General features: G+C 61.1%; 19 protein-coding genes. 17 read left to right on the top strand and 2 right to left on the bottom strand.

Annotated elements, in window-relative coordinates; all coding sequences use genetic code 11:
* Nucleotides 1-105: 105 nt before the first annotated feature.
* Both PEP31012_RS02915 and PEP31012_RS02910 read right to left on the bottom strand, forming a co-directional pair.
* The gene (locus PEP31012_RS02915) at nt 106-966 is read right to left on the bottom strand and encodes a GNAT family N-acetyltransferase (RefSeq protein WP_150587815.1); all 861 of its coding nucleotides are present in this window, start codon (nt 964-966) and stop codon (nt 106-108) included.
* 119 nt (nt 967-1,085) lie between these two features.
* Nucleotides 1,086-1,949, bottom strand: a complete 864-nt coding sequence (locus PEP31012_RS02910) for a GNAT family N-acetyltransferase (protein ID WP_246171111.1) — start codon at nt 1,947-1,949, stop codon at nt 1,086-1,088.
* Nucleotides 1,950-2,269: 320 nt separating this feature from the next.
* Between PEP31012_RS02910 and PEP31012_RS02905 the strand changes: the two genes are divergently transcribed.
* The 17 genes from PEP31012_RS02905 (at nt 2,270) to PEP31012_RS02820 (ending at nt 20,742) form a co-directional block, all read left to right on the top strand.
* Nucleotides 2,270-3,754: an aldehyde dehydrogenase family protein gene (locus PEP31012_RS02905; protein WP_150587814.1), complete on the top strand. Its 1,485-nt coding sequence runs from the start codon at nt 2,270-2,272 to the stop codon at nt 3,752-3,754.
* A 333-nt stretch (nt 3,755-4,087) separates the two neighbouring features.
* On the top strand, nt 4,088-4,759 hold the full coding sequence (locus PEP31012_RS02900; protein ID WP_150587813.1) for a haloacid dehalogenase type II: 672 nt from the start codon (nt 4,088-4,090) through the stop codon (nt 4,757-4,759).
* Nucleotides 4,760-4,805: 46 nt separating this feature from the next.
* Nucleotides 4,806-6,083: an NAD(P)/FAD-dependent oxidoreductase gene (locus PEP31012_RS02895; protein ID WP_150587812.1), complete on the top strand. Its 1,278-nt coding sequence runs from the start codon at nt 4,806-4,808 to the stop codon at nt 6,081-6,083.
* A gap of 82 nt (nt 6,084-6,165) precedes the next feature.
* A complete protein-coding gene (locus tag PEP31012_RS02890; RefSeq protein WP_150587811.1) occupies nt 6,166-7,785 on the top strand; it encodes an ABC transporter substrate-binding protein in 1,620 nt (539 codons plus the stop codon).
* Nucleotides 7,786-7,842: 57 nt separating this feature from the next.
* A complete protein-coding gene (locus PEP31012_RS02885) occupies nt 7,843-8,796 on the top strand; it encodes an ABC transporter permease (protein ID WP_150587810.1) in 954 nt (317 codons plus the stop codon).
* A 74-nt stretch (nt 8,797-8,870) separates the two neighbouring features.
* Nucleotides 8,871-9,659, top strand: a complete 789-nt coding sequence (locus tag PEP31012_RS02880) for an ABC transporter permease (protein ID WP_425494909.1) — start codon at nt 8,871-8,873, stop codon at nt 9,657-9,659.
* 1 nt (nt 9,660) lies between these two features.
* Nucleotides 9,661-11,511 (top strand): ABC transporter ATP-binding protein, encoded by a 1,851-nt coding sequence (locus PEP31012_RS02875; protein WP_150587808.1) that lies wholly within the window; start codon nt 9,661-9,663, stop codon nt 11,509-11,511.
* On the top strand, nt 11,508-11,816 hold the full coding sequence (locus PEP31012_RS02870) for a (2Fe-2S)-binding protein (protein WP_150587807.1): 309 nt from the start codon (nt 11,508-11,510) through the stop codon (nt 11,814-11,816). The genes PEP31012_RS02875 and PEP31012_RS02870 overlap by 4 nt, the downstream gene beginning before the upstream one ends.
* A complete protein-coding gene (locus PEP31012_RS02865) occupies nt 11,798-13,174 on the top strand; it encodes an FAD/NAD(P)-dependent oxidoreductase (protein WP_150587806.1) in 1,377 nt (458 codons plus the stop codon). The genes PEP31012_RS02870 and PEP31012_RS02865 overlap by 19 nt, the downstream gene beginning before the upstream one ends.
* Nucleotides 13,171-14,316: an NAD(P)/FAD-dependent oxidoreductase gene (locus PEP31012_RS02860; RefSeq protein WP_150587805.1), complete on the top strand. Its 1,146-nt coding sequence runs from the start codon at nt 13,171-13,173 to the stop codon at nt 14,314-14,316. The genes PEP31012_RS02865 and PEP31012_RS02860 overlap by 4 nt, the downstream gene beginning before the upstream one ends.
* Before the next feature lie 33 nt (nt 14,317-14,349).
* The gene (locus PEP31012_RS02855; RefSeq protein ID WP_150587804.1) at nt 14,350-15,105 is read left to right on the top strand and encodes a cupin domain-containing protein; all 756 of its coding nucleotides are present in this window, start codon (nt 14,350-14,352) and stop codon (nt 15,103-15,105) included.
* Between the two features lie 67 nt (nt 15,106-15,172).
* Entirely contained in the window at nt 15,173-15,295 is a 123-nt protein-coding gene (locus PEP31012_RS24115) for a hypothetical protein (RefSeq protein WP_281355403.1), read from the top strand.
* A gap of 15 nt (nt 15,296-15,310) precedes the next feature.
* Nucleotides 15,311-16,237, top strand: coding sequence for a 2-hydroxyacid dehydrogenase (locus tag PEP31012_RS02845; RefSeq protein WP_150587803.1), 927 nt, complete (start codon nt 15,311-15,313; stop codon nt 16,235-16,237).
* A gap of 37 nt (nt 16,238-16,274) precedes the next feature.
* Nucleotides 16,275-17,267 carry an ornithine cyclodeaminase family protein gene (locus PEP31012_RS02840; RefSeq protein WP_150587802.1) on the top strand — a complete coding sequence of 331 codons (993 nt, stop codon included), beginning with the start codon at nt 16,275-16,277 and terminating at the stop codon, nt 17,265-17,267.
* A gap of 11 nt (nt 17,268-17,278) precedes the next feature.
* Nucleotides 17,279-18,250: a threonine/serine dehydratase family protein gene (locus PEP31012_RS02835; RefSeq protein WP_150587801.1), complete on the top strand. Its 972-nt coding sequence runs from the start codon at nt 17,279-17,281 to the stop codon at nt 18,248-18,250.
* Between the two features lie 717 nt (nt 18,251-18,967).
* Nucleotides 18,968-19,672, top strand: a complete 705-nt coding sequence (locus PEP31012_RS02825; RefSeq protein ID WP_150587800.1) for a haloacid dehalogenase type II — start codon at nt 18,968-18,970, stop codon at nt 19,670-19,672.
* Entirely contained in the window at nt 19,672-20,742 is a 1,071-nt protein-coding gene (locus PEP31012_RS02820) for a phosphotransferase (RefSeq protein ID WP_150587799.1), read from the top strand. The genes PEP31012_RS02825 and PEP31012_RS02820 overlap by 1 nt, the downstream gene beginning before the upstream one ends.
* Nucleotides 20,743-20,754 lie beyond the last annotated feature (12 nt).

Raw genomic sequence — 20,754 nt, 5'->3', positions numbered from 1 at the left:
TTCTGAAATTTACAAGCCTGTTGAATAAGCTTCCCCAGAATGGATTTAAAAGTCCCCGCCCTACCAATAGAAAAATTGAACTCGCTTGTGAAATTGCGTCAATAATCAGCAGAGTGCCTGATTAATGATGGCAAACTGCTTGACGGTTTCCTGCTGCCATGGCCCGCCGTTGCGTGCCATGGCCACGCCGGCACCGACCTCCACCAGCCCCGCTTCGGTGAGCCAAGTACCCAAGCCGCTCGCGCCCGTGACATCCACACGGACGAGGGAACCGGCATAGGCGCCCGACCAGTGTGCGATCAGTCCCTTCGCACCTTCGCAGTCGGGAGCCACCACCGGCCCGATGGCGTGGCCGCGGCCAAAGCGGCGCATCATGGAGAAGCCCACAAGTTCCCCATTACGTTCAAGCACGGCAGCCTCCGCTACGGAGGCCAACTGTTTCACCAGATTGTCGCGCGACATGCCGGTGGCCCGATTCGCCAGTTCGACGATTTTTTCGATGTCGCCCGGTTCGGCCAGGCGGATGCTTTCCCCGGCGGCGCGTGCTACAGGAGCGATCGGCGTCATCGTGCCCTGGTGCTGATGGATGGTGCCCGTCGCCACAAAGCCAAGGCGTTCATAGAGCGGCTGCCCGGCGGCTGTCGCGATGAGCAGCGTGCAGCGGTTGCCGAGCACCTCCAGCACCAGGTTCATCAGCGCGCGGCCGATGCCTTTGCCCTGATGTTCCGGCGCAACGATGATCATTCCAAGCGATGCATGCGAATCTCCCTGTTTCCAGCACAGAGCGGTGCCGATCATTGCGCCGTCTTCTTCTGCAACGAAGCCGGTGCCGAGTCGAAGGACAAATTGCCAGTCTTCAGGGCGATGCAGCCAGCCCACAGCCTGCGATAGCGCATGTGCTGCGGACAGGTCGTTTTCAGTCATCCGGCGATAAGTGACTGCGGTATCGGTTGTCTGAATTGTCATGGTGTTTTCCTTGTGCGTCGTCTGTTCGACGAGGTGGTGATGAAGCACTCCCCCGACGGGAACTGGTGGCTGAGCGGGAGGCGGACTCTCTTCCTGCCCGCAGCGAACTATCAATGGATCTAACCGAGCGAATGACTGAGCAGCGCGAAGCGCGTGACCGCCGGCTCGGGCCGCGGCGGTTCGCCTCGTACCATCGAGGTCACCGTCTCGTCGACCTGAACCAGGCCCATCTCGATGAGCCAGGGGCTGAGGCCGCTGCTGCCCGGTACGTCGACGCGCACGAACGAACCTGCATGCGTGCCCGCCCAGTGGGCGATCAAGGCCTTGGCGCGCTCGGCATCGGGAGCGACGACCGGGCCGATGACATAGCCCAGACCGAACTTGCGCAGAGCGGCGAAGGCGATCAGCTCGCCGTAGCGGTCGATGGCGACGGCGTCGCCGACTGTCAGCAAGTGCTTGATCACGGTGGCGCCCGGCACGCCGGTCGAGCGGTTGGCCATATTCGCCAAGGCAGCCTCGTCGCGCGGGCTGGTCGGGCGGATGCGCTCGCCAGGGCCGAGCGGCACGAACGGCGTGCGGAAGACGCTGCCTTGGTGTCGGTGGGCCCAGCCGCTCTGTACAAAGCCGAAACGTTCAAACAATGGCACGCCGTTCGCGGTGGTATTCAGCATGACGGTGCGGTTGCCGATTTCCTCGAGGATGCGGGAAACCAGTTCCTTGGCAATGCCTTGATGCCGATGGTCGGGCGAGACAATCGTCATACCGAGCGAGGCGTAGTTGGAGCCGTGCAGCCAGCACATGATCGTCCCGATAATGCCGGACTCGCCTTCAGCGACGATGCCCTCGCCGAGTTCATGAACGAACTTCCAGTCCTCCAGCCGGTGCGGCCACAACGTCGACAGTGACAGCTTGTGTGCGGCCGGCAGGTCATCGGCCATCATCCTGCGGTAGCGGATGCCGCTGTTCGCCTTTCGATCATTCATGCTTTGCTCCTCATCTGCCTTGCCAACTGCGGCAACAAAAGCTGCGTTGCTTTTGCACAGCGTAGCGGATCACATTTCGATAGTCCGAAGACTCGGTCGATTGCTGGCATCTTGCCATATGAAAGAGCGTCTGACGACGGGGCAAATGCAATTCGAAATGATCGTCTGTCCGTTGCGCCAGAACGCAAGCTTGTGCCGTTCGGAGTGGGCAAGACCGCGCAAAATGCTTCGAGGGCACTCGTAAAATTCATTCAGCGTCATGTGGGCCGGGTTGCCATTCCTAGCGCCGGTCTCATCCGTATTCATGAAAAGGATAGGCGATGGAATGTTTCGACCCGGATCAGGTGGCAGTGCGCAGTGCGCATTTTATCGGCGGACGCTATGTCGAGGGCAGTGCCGACACGATGGACGTGAAGCGGCCATCGGACGGTCTGAGCTATGCCGGCCTGCCGGTGGCAGATGCCGACCTAGTCGACCAGGCGGTGCAGGATTCCTGGCACGCCTTCAGAAGCAGCAACTGGGCGCGTTGCGCGCCGCGTGAGCGTGCGCGCATCCTGCGGCGCTGGGCGGACCTCATCGATGCCGATGTGAAGACCCTGGCGCCGCTCGAAGCGACCGGTTCGACTCGGCCGGTCAAGGACGTGGCCACCTGGGACGTGCCGTTTACAGCGGACGGCATTCGTTTCTTCGCGGAGTGGGCCGACAAGATCGGCGGCGACGTTTTGCCGACCCGCAACGACAATCTCGGCATGACCATCGCGGAACCCTACGGTGTCATCGGCGCCATCGCGCCCTGGAACCTGCCGCTCGTGATGGGATCGTGGAAGGTGGCGCCGGCGCTCGCTGCAGGAAATGCGGTCGTGCTCAAGCCTTCCGAGATGACGCCGTTCAGCATCCTGCGCCTGGCCGAACTGGCGATCGAGGCCGGCATGCCGGAAGGGATCTTCAACATCGTGCAGGGCGACGGCCGCACCACCGGCGATGCCCTGTGCCGCCATCCACGGATTTCGAAAGTCACCTTCACTGGCTCGACCAGGACCGGCGCCGCCATCATGGCCACGTGCGCGGAACACGGCACCAAGTCGGTGACCCTCGAGTTGGGCGGCAAGAGTCCGCAAGTCGTCTTCGCCGACCTGCCTGACCTGGAAAAAACCGCGCGTACCGTTGCGCGCGCCATCACGCTCAATGCCGGTCAGGTCTGCGTGGCCGGGTCGCGCCTGATCGTGCAGCGCGCCGTCGCCGACCGCTTTGTCGAGCGCCTTTGCGCGATCTTTGCGGAACTCAAGGCCGGCAATACCTGGGATCCTGGCACCACCATGAGCCCGATCATTTCGAAACGGGAAATGGAGCGAATCGACGGCATCGTGCAGCGCTCGGTGACGGAAGGCGCACGCGTTGTTGCAGGCGGATGTCGCATTGCAACCGGCAACGAAGGCGCGTTCTACCAGCCGACCCTTCTGAGCAATGTCGACAGCCGCATGGACGCGGTCAAAGCGGAAATCTTCGGACCTGTGATCACGGTGCAGGTCTTCGATGACGAGGAGGAGGCGCTGGTGCTGGCCGACCATCCAGAGTACGGCCTGGCGGCCGGCGTCCATACCGCCGATATCGGCCGTGCATTGCGCATGGCACGCGGCATCGAAGCGGGCACGGTATGGATCAATCGTTATGGCCGCAGCTCGGATTATGTGATCCCGACCGGCGGCTACAAGCGCTCCGGTATTGGCAAGGACCTCGGCCGTCAGGCGTATGAGGCGAACTTGCGCTTCAAGAGCGTGCTGGTCGATTTCGCGAAGAACGGCTGAGATGGCCGCAGCGGCATTTTCTGTCGCGGCGTGCATTTCCGCCCTTGAAAAGGGCAGAAATTCCGCGTCTGCAGCCACGCCGGCGCGGCCAATTTCGGGGGGGCAGCAAATTATGCTGAGTGATGCTTCAAATACCACCATTTCTGTGTTTGGACCCACTCAAAACAAGACATTCATACGAGAAGGCGGTGCTGTAATACTCATCAGGAGACAACGTTTTCGCGAGTGCAGAACGCAACGCAAAGCAAGCGTGAACGCGCTTCTCGACCAGGGCCGCCGACCGGACGCAGCGACTCCGCAGGCACGAATTTGTCACACACAGGAATCTGAACCATGACTACCAACTTGAGGCCGAAATACATTTCCTTCGATTGCTACGGAACGCTGATCAACTTCCAGATGAAAGAGAAGATGGAAGAACTTTTCGCCGACCGTGTCTCTCCCGAGAATATGAAGCAGTTCACCACCGACTTCGCGCGCTATCGCCTGGATGAAGTGATGGGCGACTTCAGGCCGTACGACGAAATCCTGTGCAATTCCGTCGAGCGCACCTGTCGCCGTTGGGGTTTCGAATGCCGCGACAACGAAGGCCTCGAGTTCTACGAAGCGGTGAAGACCTGGAATCCCCACCCGGACGTGCCGAATGCGCTGGCTAGGCTGGCCAAGGAATACCGGCTGGTGATCCTCTCCAACTCCATGAATGACCTGATTCCCCACAGCGTCGAGAAGCTGGGGGCTCCATTCCACCGCGTCTACACCGCCGAGCAGGCGCAAGCCTACAAGCCGCGCTTGCAAGCTTTCGAATACATGATCGATCAGTTGGGCTGTAACCCGGAGGACATCCTGCATGTGTCGTCGAGCTATCGCTACGACCATCTGTCGGCGGATGACATCGGCATCAAGAACCGCGCGTTCATCGCGCGTGGACACGAGCCGAGCTGGCCGGTCTGGGGTTCCCACGAAATGAAGGATCTTGGCGGTCTGCCGGCTCTGGTCGGTCTGTAAGCACAACGTCCATGAATCCGGAAAGCCATCAAGACAGGGCGCGGCGATGAAACTGGAATCCTATTGGCTCGATACCGCACCTGCCTTCACCGGCGGTGCGCCGGGACCGGTGTCAGGACGTGCCGATATCGTTGTGGTCGGGGCGGGCTTTACCGGGTTGTCGGCGGCGCTTGCGCTGGCCAGGCGCGGCGCCTCCGTGGTCGTGCTCGAAGCGGGCCGCGTCGTGGGCGAGGCATCCGGACGCAATGGCGGTCACTGCAGCAGCGGCCTGGCGCATGATTTCGGTTCGTTGGCTGGACGTCTCGGCCTGGAGAAGGCGCGCGCCTTCTACCAGGCTTACGACGCGGCGTTCCATACGGTCGAGGCGCTGGTCAAGCAGGAGCGCATCGACTGTGACTTCAAGCGTGTCGGCAAGATCAAGCTGGCCGCCAAGCCCGAACATTACGCCAAGCTGGAGCGCTCCTGCGAACTCCTGCGCCGCGAAGTCGACCCGCATGCCGAGATGGTGTCGGCAGCCCGCATCCGGGACGAAATCGGTTCCGACAAATTCTTTGGCGGGCTTCTACAGAAAGCCAGCGCACAACTGCACGTGGGCAAGTTCGGCGTCGGGCTGGCAGAGGCCGCTGCCCGAAGCGGAGCGCGTGTTGTTGAAGGCGCGCCGGTGACCGGACTGGAGCGCCTTTCCGATGGCGGCTTTCGCGTGACCAGCGGTCGCGGCACCCTCGATGCCAAGCAAGTCCTGCTGGCCACTGGAAATGCCCGTACGGGTCCATTCTTCTATTTCCGCCGCCGCATGATCTCGGTGGGCAGCTTCATCATCGCTACCGAACCGCTGGACACGGCCTTGCTCGATCGCCTGCTGCCGCAGCGCCGCAACTATGTCACCTCGAAGAACGTCGGCAATTACTTCCGTCTATCGCCCGACAACCGTTTGATCTTTGGCGGGCGCGCACGCTTTGCGATGTCCAATCCGCGTTCCGATCAGAAGAGCGGTCGCATCCTGCGCGCTGCAATGGAAGAATTTTTCCCTGAGTTGTGCGAGGTGGGCATCGATTACTGCTGGGGTGGACTGGTCGACATGACTGCGGACCGCTTGCCGCGCGCGGGCGAGCATCGCGGCATGTACTACTCGACCGGATACAGCGGACATGGTGTGCAGATGTCCGTGCATATGGGGCAGGTCATGGCCGATGTCATGGCCGGGAGCCCGGAACGGAATCCATGGCGGGAACTGGAATGGCCGGCAGTGCCCGGCCATTTTGGGAAGCCCTGGTTTTTGCCGATCGTAGGTGCCTACTATCGGTTGCAGGACTGGTTGCATTGATCGGAAGAGACACGATCAATGCAAACCGGCAGTGGTGAAAACACTGGCGTAACATTCATTCGAGACTCTTGAGGAGGCAAACATGGGCAACAAGAAATTCGACATCGACCCGCAGCATTCCGAGACCAGCAACCGCATCGTCGATGACCTCGGCCGCGGCGTTACACGCCGTGAATTGATGCGCATACTCCTGGCCAGCGGCATGCTGGCCTCCACCGCCGGCGGCCTGCTGACACATGCCGGCAATGCGTTCGCCCAGACCCCGAAGAAGGGCGGCAAGATCCGTGTGGCCGTGTCCACAGGCTCCACGGCGGACACGCTGGACCCAGCCAAGGGCGGCAACATCATCGACTACGTGCGGCACTTCATGTTCTACAACGGCCTGACCACCTTGGACACCAAGTTGGCGCCGCAGATGTCGCTGGCCGAATCGTTCGACACAAAGGACGCGACGCTATGGACCGTCAAGTTGCGCAAGGATGTGCGCTTCCATGACGGCAAGCCGCTGACCTCTGCCGACGTCGTGTATTCCCTGATGCGCCACAAGAATCCCGCCACCGCCTCCAAAGTCAAGACAGTGGCCGACCAGTTCGAGGAGATCAAGGCCACCGGCCCGAACGAACTTCAGATCAAGCTGACGGCAGCCAATGCCGACTTGCCCGCCTTGCTGGGCACATCCAATTTCCTGATCATCAAGGATGGCGCGACCGATTTCACCACCGCGAACGGTACCGGTCCGTACAAGTGCAAGGAATTCCGCCCCGGCGTGCGCTCGATCGGCGTGCGCAACGACAACTACTGGAAGCCGGGCAAACCCTACCTCGACGAGATCGAATGCTTTTCGATTCCCGACGAGGCCGCGCGCGTCAACGCGCTATTGTCGGGCGACGTGCAGTTGATCAATCCTGTCAACCCGCGTTCGGCGCCGAACTTCACGGCCGATTCCCGCTGCACGCTGTTCGAGTCGAAGACCGGTAATTACACCGATCTCATCATGCGCGACAATCTCGGCCCGGTGAAGAACCCGAACTTCGTGATGGCGATGAAGTACATGCTGGACCGCGAAGCCATCCTCAAGGCTTCCATGCGCGGTTACGGCACCATTGCCAACGACCAGCCGGTCCAGGCGAATAACCGTTACTACCTGGCCGGCCTGCCGCAACGCCCGTTCGACCTGGACAAAGCCAAGTTTCATCTGCAGAAATCCGGCATGGCCGGCATGACCCTGCCTCTGATTGCGTCGACGGCTGCCACCGGTTCGGTCGAGATGGCGCAGATCCTGCAATTGTCGGCGCAGAAGATCGGCCTGAACCTGGACATCAAGCGAATGCCGGCCGACGGTTACTGGTCGAACCATTGGGCCAAGCATCCGCTGTCGTACGGCAACATCAATCCGCGCCCGACCGTCGACTTGATGTTCACGCTGTTCTTCAAGTCTGATTCGCCGACCAATGAATCGGGCTGGAAGAACGAGAAGTTCGACCAGTTGCTGGTGGCAGCACGAGGTGAAACCAACGAAGGCAAGCGTAAGCAGATGTATGGCGACATGCAGACGCTGGTGCATGAACAAGGCGGCGTCGGCATCCCGATCTTCAACGAATCGCTCGATGGCTTTAGCAACAAGATCAAGGGCTACGCGGCGCACCCACTGGGTGGTTTGATGGGTTACATGTTTGCCGATCAAATCTGGCTCGACGCCTGATGGTGGATGGCCGATGCCGGTGCGGTATCGGCCGCTTCAATGCTGAAGGAAGCAATCATGAACGGAACCACAGTACGACTCGTCCTGAACCGGCTCGGTGTGGCCGTGTTGACCTTGCTGGCCGTGTCGCTGGTGATCTTCACGATCACGAACCTGTTGCCCGGAGACGCGGCGCAGCAGTTGCTCGGTCAGGACTCCACGCCGGAGTTGCTGGCCGCCTTGCGGATCAAGTTCGGGCTGGACCAACCTCCCTACCTGCGCTACCTGCATTGGCTGTTCGGACTGTTGACAGGCAGTCTCGGCAATGCGATGGCCAACGGCTTGCCGGTGGCCGAATTGATCGGCAGGCGCCTGCCGAACTCGCTGATGCTGGCGGCGGCGACGACCGCCGTGTCGGTGCCGCTCGCGCTGACCATCGGCATCTTGTCGGCGATGTACCGCGGCTCGCTGTTCGACCGCATTGTCAACGTAGCGACGGTGTGGACGGTTTCGGTGCCGGAATTCCTGATCGCCACTGTGGCGGTGCTGATTTTCGCGGTCAAGCTGCGTTGGCTCTCGGCGCTGTCGCGTACCGACGACATCGCCACGTTAGGGCAGTTCCTGAAAGCGTATGCGATGCCAGTGATGACGCTGTGCTGCGCCGTCTCGGCACAGATGGCACGCATGACACGCGCTGCGGTGATCGATCAGCTCAATTTGTCCTACATCGAGATGGCGCGCCTGAAAGGTGTTCGGCCGATCCGCATGGTGCTGACCCATGCGCTGCCGAACGCGATCGGCCCGATCGTCAACGCGGTTGCGCTTTCCCTGGCTTACCTGATCGGTGGCGTGATCATCGTCGAATCGATCTTCAACTATCCGGGAATCGCCAGCCTGATGGTCGACTCCGTTGCCATGCGCGACATACCGGTGGTGCAAGCCTGCGCGATACTGTGCTGCGCCGGCTATCTGGTGTTGCTGACCCTGGCCGATGTGTGCGCCATTCTTGCCAATCCTAGGTTGCGTAAATGAAAAACCCTGTGAATACCTCCGTCATTTCTCCGGCCGCGAGGCGCAGGCCAAGCCGGCGCCTACCGATAGCGGGCATGATCGGCATCGCGATCGTTGTGTTCTGGCTGGTAATGGCCCTGATCGGTCCCTACATTGCGGCGTATGGTGTCGGCGGCGTCATCGGCGATGATGTCTTCGCTCCGATGAGCATGCACCACCCGCTCGGCACCGACTACCTCGGGCGCGACATGCTCAGCCGTATCCTGCACGGTGCTCCCTACACCATCGGCGTGGCGTTGGCCGCGGTGTCGCTGGCCAGTTTAGGCGGCACTGCACTGGCCTTGTGCACCGCGGCGACCGGTGGGTGGTTCGACGCCGTCGTCAGCCGCGTCGTCGACACCATGCTCAGCATCCCGCATCAGCTACTCGCGCTGATCATTGTGGCCTCATTCGGTTCCTCGGTCCCGCTGCTGATCCTGACCGCCGGCATCGGTTACATGCCCGGTGCTTACCGCATTGGGCGTGCGCTGGCGGTGAATGTGCAGGCGATGGACTACGTGCAGGCGGCCAGGGTGCGCGGCGAGCGCCTGTTCTACATTACCTGCTTCGAGATGCTGCCGAACATGTTTCGGCCTGTGCTTGCCGATTTTGGCCTGCGCTTCCTGTTCATCGTACTGTTGCTGAGTGGCTTGAGTTTCCTTGGGCTAGGGATACAGCCGCCGCAGGCCGATTGGGGTCTGCTGGTGCGCGAAAACATTATCGGCCTCTCCGAAGGCGCACCGGCGGTGATAGTGCCAGCGATCGCCATCGCGACGTTGACCATCGCGGTCAACATGGTCATCGACAGTATGGTCGGCCGCAAGCGCCGTGGAAACGAGGTTTGAGATGAGCGACATCGTCAAGGTATCCGACCTGCGGGTTACCGCCCGCAATGACATGGGCGAGGATGTGCCCATCGTCCATGGCGTCGATTTTTCGATTCAAAAAGGTGAGGTGCTCGCTCTGATCGGCGAGTCCGGTTCTGGCAAGACAACCATCGCACTGGCGCTGATGGGCTATGCCCGCGCCGGCTGCCACCTGGCCGGCGGCACGGTCACCGTCGCCGGACACCAGGTGCTGTCTATGAACGAAAGCCAACTGGCCAACCTGCGCGGCCGCACGGTGTCCTACATTGCGCAAAGCGCCGCCGCCTCCTTCAACCCGGCCAAGCGACTGATGGACCAGGTGGTGGAGAGCGCGATGATCCACAAGGTGATGTCGCGTGAAGTCGCCGAAGCCAAGGCGGTCGAACTGTTCCGTGCGCTGGCCCTGCCGGAGCCGGAAAAGATCGGCATGCGCTACCCACACCAGGTATCGGGCGGGCAGTTGCAGCGCCTGATGGCGGCGATGGCCATGATCACCGACCCGGAACTGGTGATCATGGATGAGCCGACCACGGCGTTGGACGTGACGACCCAGATCGAGGTGTTGCGTGCCTTCAAGAAGGTCGTGAAGGAACGTGGCAGCACGGCGGTCTACGTGTCGCACGATCTGGCGGTGGTGGCGCAAATGGCCGACCGCATCGTGGTGCTGCGGGATGGCGAAATTCGTGAAACCGGTTCGACCACGCAGATCCTGTCCGCACCTGCCCATCCGTACACGAAGAGCCTGTTGGCTGCGATCGCGCCGAAGCAGCGTAATGCCGCCGCCAGCTTCGAGGCCAAACCGTCGCACGAACATCCGCTACTGGAAGTGTGCGGCCTCTACGCTTCCTACGGCATCGCCCGGCGCGGCGCGCAGGTCAAGTGCGTGCTGGACGACATCAACCTGGTCATCCCGCGCGGCGCCACCATCGGCGTGATTGGCGAATCGGGTTCCGGCAAGACCACGCTGGCACGGGCGATCGCCGGCATGGTGGCGCCGTCGGAAGGTGAGATCCTGCTGGACGGCAAGCGGCTGGCGCCTACGCTCGAAGGCCGCACGCGCGAGCAGTTCCGCCGCATCCAGTTTGTGTTCCAGAACGCCGATACTGCGCTCAATCCTTTGCACAGCATTGAGCGCATCCTTGCGCGTCCCCTTGAGTTCTACCACGGTATGAAGGGCGAGGCGCGCCGCAAGCGGGTATTGCAGTTGCTCGACCTGGTGCGCTTGCCGGCCACGGTCGCAGCGCGGTTGCCGGGGGAACTGTCCGGCGGCCAAAAGCAGCGCATCAACCTGGCGCGTGCGCTGGCCGCGCAGCCCGACCTGATCCTGTGCGACGAGGTCACGTCCGCGCTCGATACGGTGGTCGGCGCGGCCATCCTCGAGCTGATGGCCGAGTTGCGCAAGGAGCTGAACGTGTCCTACATGTTCATCAGTCACGATATCAGCACCGTGCGTGCGATCTGCGACGACATTGTGGTGATGTATGCCGGCCACAAGGTGGAAGCGCGCAAGCGAGAGGCATTGGCGCTGCCGCCTTTCCATCCGTATTCGCACTTGTTGATCTCATCCGTGCCGGCGCTGCGCCGCGGCTGGCTGGAAGAGGTGGGCGGGCACAATCCGGCGGCGTTGCCGGCGTTGGCACCGGCCGGACAGATGCGCGGCATCTGCTCGTTCCTGGACCGGTGCCCGCTGCGGGTGGACGGCGTCTGCAACAGCTTGCCGCCGCCGCGCCAGATGCTCGACAACGGCGGCAGCATCCTCTGTCATCGTTCCGAGTCGGAGTTGCGCAGCATTCAGACTCCATTGCGTGTGGTTGAAGGGGCGGTCGCATGAGTCAAAGATTTGTCCGGCTGGGCGAGACCAATCGTCCGCGCGTGCCGATCGTCATCGACGGGCATCCGGCTGAAGCCCTCAAGGGCGACACCTTGATGGTGGCCGTGCTCAACAATGTCCGCCAGTTGCGCGAATCGGAATTCGGCGACGGCAAGCGCGCCGGCTTCTGCCTGATGGGCGCCTGCCAGGATTGCTGGGTGTGGACCGCCGACGGCGAACGCCTGCGTGCCTGCACCACCGTGGTGGAAGAAGGAATGCATATCGTAACGAAACAACCGGAGGCGATATGGCCCAACCTCGCGTAATCATCATCGGCGCCGGTCCCTCGGGCGTGCGTTGCGCTGAAGCCCTGGTCGCAGCCGGCTTGCGCCCGACCGTGGTCGATGAAAACCGGCGCGACGGCGGCCAGATCTACCGCCGCCAGCCGGACAACTTCACGCGCCCTTATGCCAAGCTGTATGGCACCGAGGCAGAGCGCGCCCAGTCGCTGCACGAGAGCTTCGACGCGCTGCGCGGCAAGATCGATTACCTGCCCGAGACGCTGGCCTGGAATATCGCCGACGGCAGGGTGCATGTGACGAGCAAGCAGCGCACGAAGGCCTTGCCCTACGACGCACTGGTGATATGCGCCGGCGCCACAGACCGCCTGATGCCGGTCAAGGGCTGGCACTACGCCGGCACCTACAGCCTGGGCGCTTCGCAGATCGCGTTGAAGGCGCAAGCCTGCGCGATCGGCCGCCAGATTGTATTCCTCGGCACCGGGCCGCTGCTGTACCTGGTGGCCTCGCAATACATCAAGGCCGGAGCGAATGTCGTGGCGGTGCTCGACACCTCGCCCTTCATGCGCCGCGTGGCCGCGCTGCCGAAACTGCTGGCGCGCCCGGCCGTGCTGCGCAACGGCTTTGCGCTGGTGGCGAACCTGAAACGCGCGGGTGTGCAGGTATTGACTGGCATCACCCCACTCGAAATCAAGGGCTCGCCAGAAACCGGCGTGCAAGGCGTGGTCATCCGCGACAACCGCGGCAACGAGCGCTCCTTTGAGTGCGACGCGGTGGGGATGGGTTACCACCTGCGTCCCGAGACCCAGCTTGCCGACCTCGCACGCTGCGCCTTTCGTTTCGACCACGAAACGCGCCAGTGGCTGCCCGAGGTGGGAGAAGACGGACGCACTTCGGTGCCGGGTGTTTATCTGGCTGGTGACGGCATGAAGGTGCTCGGTGCGGATGGGGCCGAGATCGGCGGCCGCCTGGCCGCGATGGCGGTGTTGAAGGATTTCAAGCTCAAGGTATCGGAAGACGAATTGCAAAAACTGCGGGCGGAACAGGCGAAGATGGATCGCTTCCGCCGGGGCCTGGTGCAAGCCTTTCCGTGGCCGGCGCAACAGGCGGCGCAATTGCCGGACGACGCCATCGTCTGCCGCTGCGAAGCCATCACGGCCGGCGAACTGCGCCGCGTGGTAGGTGAAACGGGCGCGCAGGAAGCGAACCGCGCCAAGGCCTTCAGCCGCGTCGGCATGGGCCGCTGCCAGGGCAGGTATTGTGGACATGCGGGTGCGGAAGTCATCGCGCATGCCGCCGGCGTGCCGGTGGAACAGGTAGGGCGCCTGCGCGGACAGGCACCGGTGAAGCCGCTGTCGATTGCGGTGCGAGAGGAAGTGGAATGAATGCGCAGAGAGCAGATGTGATCATCGTCGGCGGCGGCATCATGGGTGCCGCCACGGCCTTCTTCCTGCGCAAGCGCGGTGTGTCCGTCATCCTGCTCGAACGCGGATTGATCGGGCAGCAGGCTAGCGGCGTCAACTTCGGCAATGTGCGCCGGATGGGACGCCCCCTGGAGCAATTGCCGCTGTCAAACCGTTCGCGCGAGCTTTGGCTGAAGTTCAAGGAATTGTTCGGTGAGGATGTCGAGCTCTTGCTGAACGGCCAGATGCGCGTCGGCTTCACGCCGGAGCACGAGGAACGCATGGCAAAGTATGCGCAGGAGGCGAAGGACTTCGGGCTGGGGATGCAGATGATGAGCGGGAAAGCGTTGCGCGAACGCTTTCCGTACCTGGGGCCGGAAATCATTGCAGGTTGCTATGCCCCTTACGAGGGCCATGCGAATCCGCGTCTGGCGGCACCGATCATCGGCCGTGCAGCAGTGCGCGAAGGCGCGCAGGTGTTCGAGAACACCGAGATCGTGAGCGTCGAAAAGGAAGGCGGGGAATTCCGAGTGAGCGCCGCCGATGGCCGGATCTTCCGTGCGCCGGTGGCGCTCATCACCGCCGGCGCATGGGGGAACCGCATCAGCACCAGCTTCGGAGAATCGGTGCCGATGATCGCCAAGGCACCGCAGATGTGCGTCACCGAACCTGTGCCTTACGCCATCGGGCCGACCACTGGTGCACTGTCGGACGATCCCGATCAACTCGTCTACTTCCGCCAGGTGGCGCGCGGCAATATCGTCATCGGCGGCGGGGGCCGTGAACTGGCGGACATAGAGAATCGGCGCGCCTACGTGAACCCGTACAGAACGCTGACAAAGCTGAGAAATGTGCCGCGCCTGGTGCCGGCATTCAAGCACCTGCACATCATTCGCGTCTGGAGCGGGATCGAGGGTTACATGGAAGACAGCCGACCAATCATGGGGCCGAGCGCGCGCGTGCCAGGCCTGTATTACGCGTTCGGCTTTTCCGGCGAAGGCTTCCAGTTGGGGCCGGGCGTGGGCGACGTGATGGCGGAACTGATCCATACCGGCGCCACCACCACGCCCATCGAGCATTACCACATCGGGCGTTTTGCCAAGCCGGTGGCGAACGCCGCATAGCTTCATCTACATCATCATCGTCGAAAAAACACCATGTCGAACTTACATCAAGCAGCTGCCGTGCTGGCCAACCCGCCGTCCTTCGTCGATCTTCGCAAGTTCGCGCAGGACACGAGCCAGGGCATTCCGGTGGCCGCTCCGGCCGGGCAGGACCGTTTCCTTTCCAGCCGCCGCGTCCTCGACTGGGAGCCGAGTCCCGTCACCGCGGGCGTGATTACGCTCGAAGCCGGCGGCGGCTCGGTGCAGTCCCTGCCAGCGGATGAATTCATCATCGTCAACGAAGGCTGCCTGACGCTCACGCAGCAGGGCTCCAGCCTCACGCTCGGGCCGAACCAGAGCGCGGTGCTCAAGCACGGCGCCGCATTCACCTGGTCGGCGCAAGGGCCGGTGTCGCTGATCTTCACCCGCTACAACAAGAGCCAGGTGGGCGACGGCGCCATCGTGCCGATCAAGGAAAGCCCGGAAATGGGACCGTCAGCAGGCGGACCATCCGCCGAGCTGCTGCTCACCCCGGCCCCGACGTGCCGCAATTACACCGACTACAAGACTGCGGACGGTGAATTCACCTGTGGCACATGGGACTCGACGCCCTATACTCGCCGCGCGATGTTCTTCCGCCACATGGAACTGATGCACCTGCTGGAAGGCAGCGTGAGCTTTGTCGATGAAATGGGTCGCAGCCGTACGTTCTCGAAAGGCGACATTTTCCTCATCGAGCAGAAGGCGTCTTGCAGTTGGGACAGCCGCGTGCAAGTGGCGAAGGTGTACGTGATCTACCGCCCGGCGTAATGCTTCAGAGCGCCGGTGCTTTTGAATTTGTCTCATCTTCCTCAGGACGCTTGGCTCGCAGGCCGCAATGTCTACGACTATTTTAGATACCGCGCCCAAGCGCGCCTCGCTCGCCGCGGAACTGAAATGCCAGGCATTGGCAGGTCCGCCGTTGCCGATGCGGGAAATCGCCCGGCTCAGCGCCGAATGAACCGACGGAACCTCCATGACGTTTCTCTATAAAGCCGATCCGATACGCGGCGCAGAATGGGCGGAACTGTTCGCCCGCAAGATGCCGGAGCTGCCGTTTCGCATCTGGCCCGACGTTGGGGATCCACGCGATGTGCGTTACCTGGCCGCATGGCAGCCGCCGGAAGACCTGGCGACGCGGTTTCCTAACCTGGAAGTGCTGTTCTCGACCGGCGCCGGCACCGACCAATTCGACTTTTCCATGATCCCAGCGACGCTGCCGGTCGTGCGCATGGTCGAGTCCGGCATCATCGGTGGCATGGTCGAGTATGTGACGCTTGCCGTGCTTTCCCTGCATCGCGAGTGGCGCACTTATCTCGACCAGCAGCGCGAACAAAACTGGAAGGTGCATCGCGTGCAGACGGCATCGTCGCGGCGTGTCGGCGTATTGGGTCTGGGCGTGCTGGCGCGCGCCGTTCTGGAGAGCCTGAACGGCTTCGGCTTTTCCTGCGCCGGCTGGAGCCGGTCGCCACAACAGATCGAGGATGTCGAATGCCATGCCGGCGCGGACGGACTGCAGCAATTCCTGGCGCGCACCGACATCCTGATCTGCCTGTTGCCCTTGACCGAAGGCACACGCGGCATCCTATCCAACACGCTGTTCGACAAGCTGCCGCGCGGCGCCGCCGTGATCAATGTCGGGCGTGGCGGACACCTGGTGCAGGAAGACTTGCTGCAGGCGTTGGACGAAGGGCAGCTATCCAGCGCGATCCTGGATGTCTGCGAGCCGGAACCGCTGCCGCAAGACCATCCGTTCTGGACACATCCCAAGGTGATGCTGACACCGCACATCGCCAGCATGACGCAGCCGGAATCCGCGGTCGAAGCGATGATCGATAACCTGTGCCGGCACCAGGTGGGATTGCCGATGATCGGATTGGTCGATAGGGCACGCGGCTACTGACGAGTGCGCTGAATCAAAAAATGGAGAGGTAATGCAAATGAAAACTCTGTTGCTGAAAAAAGAAGAAGTCAGCAGATTAATCCGCATGAAGGAAGTCATCGGTACAGTGGAAGAGGCGTACAAAGCCTTTAACAGCGACCAGGTGGTGCAACCCGACTATATCGGGATAGATCTGCATCCGCCGCGTGGGGACATTGACTTCAAGCTGGGCTATTACAAAGGCAATGAAATCATCTCAATGAAAGCATCTTCCGGCGGCTTCCCCAATAACCCGACGACATACGGCGTGCCGAGCGGCATGGGGACCATTCTGCTGTTTGATGCCAGGACCTGTGCGTTGATTTGCGTGATGGATGGAAGCCTGATCACAGGGCTCCGGACCGGGGCGTGTGGCGCTGTTTCGGTCAAGGCACTCGCAAGAAAAAATGCGAAAAGGATCACATCGATTGGTACCGGGAATCAGGCCAGGATGCAGATCCGTGCAATCAACGAGATCATGAAGATTGAAGCGATCCATGCATGGGACCACACCTCTGAGTCACTCTCCAGGTACAAAGCGGATATCGAACGCGAGTTTGGCATTCCTGTGGTGATGGCCAACTCTAAGAAAGAGGCGGTTGAGCAGGCGGATATTCTGATTACGACGACCCGCGGAAAAGGTGAGTTGGTGGAAGCCGAGTGGATAAAGCCCGGCACACACATTGTTGCAATCGGCACGGATGCAAAAGGAAAGCAGGAACTGGATCCGGAGATCTTCAGGAATGCAAAAGTAGTCGTTGACTCGATCACTCAGTGCAGCGAAAAAGGCGAAACCCAGCATCCTTTGAGCAAGAACATCATGTCCAAGGACGGCATCCATGCAGAGATTGGCGAGGTGTTACTGGGCGAGAAACCAGGAAGAGAAAGCGATGAGGAAATCACGATCTTCGACTCCACGGGTATGGCCATTCAAGACAACACTACTGCGACAAAAATCTATCGGAATGCCATCGAAAACAAGATTGGAACATTCTTCGAGTTTTTTGAATAAGGACTTTTCAAGTGCGCAACTACCCTACCATTCAGGACATTCACGAAGCCCAGGAACGGCTGAAGCCCCACATCAGGCGCACGCCGTTATTGCGCGCTGAAAAAATCGAGAAGTCCGTCGGTTGCCAGCTCTATCTCAAACCTGAAACTCTGCAGATTACCGGTGCCTTCAAGATTCGAGGCGCTCTGAACAAGGCACTGTCACTCCCGAGAGAAGAGATCGCCAACGGCCTGATCGCGACTTCTTCGGGCAATCATGCCCAGGGGATCGCCTATGCCGCCAGGATGCTGGGCGTCAAGGCGATCCTGGTCGTTCCCGTGACTACGCCCAAGTTGAAGATCGAGAATACAAAAGCCCTGGGCGCCGAAGTCGTTCTTTTCGACGGTGACACGGCCGCCCGATGGAAAAGAGTGTGCGAGATCGCCGAAGAGAACAAGTACGCGGCGGTTCACGGCTTCGAAGACCCGCTTGTCATGGCCGGCCAGGGAACGATCGGGTGCGAGATACTGGAGGACCTGGAGGATGTGGACACCGTCATCGTTCCCCTGGGCGGCGGCGGCCTAATTTCGGGAATCGCCACCGCCATCAAGGAAACGAAGCCGTCGGTGCGGGTCATCGGCGCAGAGCCTGCGTTGACCCCGAAGTATTATCAAAGCCGGATCAATAAGGAACGCACATCGCTTCCATTGAAAAATACCATTGCGGATGGGTTGCGAATCAGCGTTCCGGGCCAAAACCCGTATCCCATTATTGAAAAGTATGTGGATGAGATTGTTCTCGTTGAAGACGAACATATCATCGCGGGCATGCGTGCGCTTGCCAAAGACGCGAAATTGATCGCCGAACCGGCCGCCTCAATTGGCATCGGTGCTTTGTTGGCCGGTTCCATCAAAGTCAAGCCGGATGAAAAAGTGTGCGCGGTTTTGTCTGGCGGGAACTGGAATCTATCCGACCTTGCCGAGATATACAAGCTGGCCGATTAGACCTCCTTGCCCTTCAGTCCAGCGTTTGTACCCGCAGGCACAAACACCTGCGGGCGCTTCATACCAAGCGGCTGTGATGAACCAGGGAAGGGGGCCTTGTCGAGAAGGGATGCAGTGCCAGCCAAACGTAGCCACATTGCTTGTGCCGCTCGATCGCTTCCCCGGGCCGCGCCACCTTCCCTGATTCATGTCATCACCACTCTACGGAGTGGTGTCTTGTCTCGCATGATCTTCCTTTCCTAAGCCGATCCGCTCCACATTCCAGAATGGGCGCGACTGCTCGCACGCAACATTTCCGGCATACCTATGCGCATCTGGACCGATATCGGAGATCCACGCGAGCTGACTGTCTGGACGGTGCGAATGTCGTGGATTCTGAAACATAGACGGGATTTTCATGAACGCACCAATGGACATCCCCAAGGCGCTACGCCAATTCGGCCCGAAAGCGACCTTGCCAAGGTTGCCCATCCTGCAGCTCTTCCATGAGCGTGGACCCAAGCCGATTTCCGATCCGTAGGGCTTCAGTTCCCATCCCACAGCGCTCCAACAACGGCAGCCGCAGAAAATCTCACCCTTGTCCCAAATCGAAAAGGAATCTGCTCGGGCGTTGTGGCAATAAAGCATCTCCGTAGCCACGATCTTCATAAACTTGTATGCGTCAACCTGACATCAAGCTTTTGTCAACCTGTCGTCAACTCGTGGGAGATCAATCAAATGGCGTACAAACCGAAATTCATCAGCTTCGATTGCTACGGAACGCTCATCAACTTCGAAATGGGGCCGACCGCAAAGAAAATTTTCGACGGCCGTGTTCCGGCCGATCGGATGCCGGGTTTTCTGGACAGCTTCCGCTATTACCGCCTCGACGAAGTATTGGGTGAGTGGAAGCCGTTCTTTGACGTCGTTGAAAATTCCATTCGACGCGCGTGCAAGTTGCATGGTGTTGAATATCGTTCAACCGATGCCGTCGCGTTGTACGCCGCCGTCCCGACCTGGCAGCCCCATCCGAACGTTGTCGAGACGCTGCAGGCAATTGCTCCGCACATCCCGCTGGTGATCCTGTCGAACTCGATGGTGGATCTGATACCGCATAGCGTCGCCCACCTCAAGGCACCTTTCCACGCGGTGTACACCGCCGAGGAAGCAGGCGCCTACAAGCCGCGGGCACAGATGTTCGAATACATGTTCGATCAACTCGGCTGCGGACCGGACCAGATGATGCACGTCTCGTCGAGCTTCCGTTACGATCTGATGACGGCGTCGGACCTGGGATTCATGGCCAAAGCATTCATCGATCGCGGTCATGAGCCCGCATGCGACGGTTACGGTGTCAACAGATTGACCGATGTGCGCCAACTTCCTGGTTTGCTTGGGCTCGAATGCCCGCCCCAGACCACCGTGGCGGAACGAGTCGCATAATGCCGGATCATCGTCCAACCGCGGCGGCGGCGTTGAGTATGAGTACGCCGGCGCCCAGTCTTGCCCCGGACGAGGTGGAGGGACTGGTCAGCCGTCTCTACGGTATCCATGGTCGTGTTAAGCCGCTGGCGGGTGAGCGCGACCAGAATTGCTGCATCGAAGCCGCGGACGGCACGCGTTACGTGGTCAAGATCAGCAATCCATCGGAGCCGGTTTCGGTCGTCGATTTCCAGATCGCTGCGCTCGATCACATCGCCCGCTTGTCGCCCGACCTGCCGGTGCCGCGTGTGGTACGGACGCTCGGCGGACGGTCGCGCGACACCGTGGCATTGGCTGCCGGCGTTCAGACTACCGTGCGGATGCTGTCTTATCTCGACGGTATCCAGATCAAGGAGACTCCCCGGACCGCCGGGCAGCGTCGGGCAATGGGAGCACTGCTCGCCAAAGTCAATCTCGCGTTGCGCGATTTCTCGCATCCTTCGGCGATGCACGATCTGCTCTGGAATGTCTCCGCGGCACACCGCCTGACGGCCAAGTTCGATGCCGTTGATGACGCCCGGCGTCGCACACTCGCCGAGTCGTTCATGGCGCGCTTCATCGATCATGTCCTGCCGCGCCTGGCCTCGGTGAGGGCGCAGGTGATCCACAACGACTACCACCTCTACAACGTGCTGGTAGCGCCCGACGATCATGAACGCATCTTGGGGATCATCGATTTCGGCGACATGCTGCATGCGCCGCTGGTCGGGGAGGTCGCTACCGCGGCGGCCTTTCACATGACCGGCAACGCCGATCCGTTCGAGGGGCCGGCGCAGTTCGTCGGAGCCTATCACGCGACGCTGCCGCTGACCGACGTCGAGCAGGAGATCGTTGCCGATCTCATGGCGACACGCCACCTCATCACCGCACTAATCTCGGAATGGCGCGCCAAGCGCTACCCCGAAAACCGCGCCTACATCATGCGCCACAACCCCGCCGCCTGGGAGGCGCTGTCCCAGATGGCCGATCTTTCCCGCGACGAGATGCGCGACCGATTACTGACTGAAGTCCGTGAAGTACAACAAGGATAAGGAAATGGAAAT

Source organism: Pandoraea eparura (genome assembly GCF_902459725.1).
Taxonomy (GTDB): domain Bacteria; phylum Pseudomonadota; class Gammaproteobacteria; order Burkholderiales; family Burkholderiaceae; genus Pandoraea; species Pandoraea eparura.
Note: the sequence above shows the minus strand (reverse complement) of the source record. Positions and strands in the feature narration are given on the sequence as shown.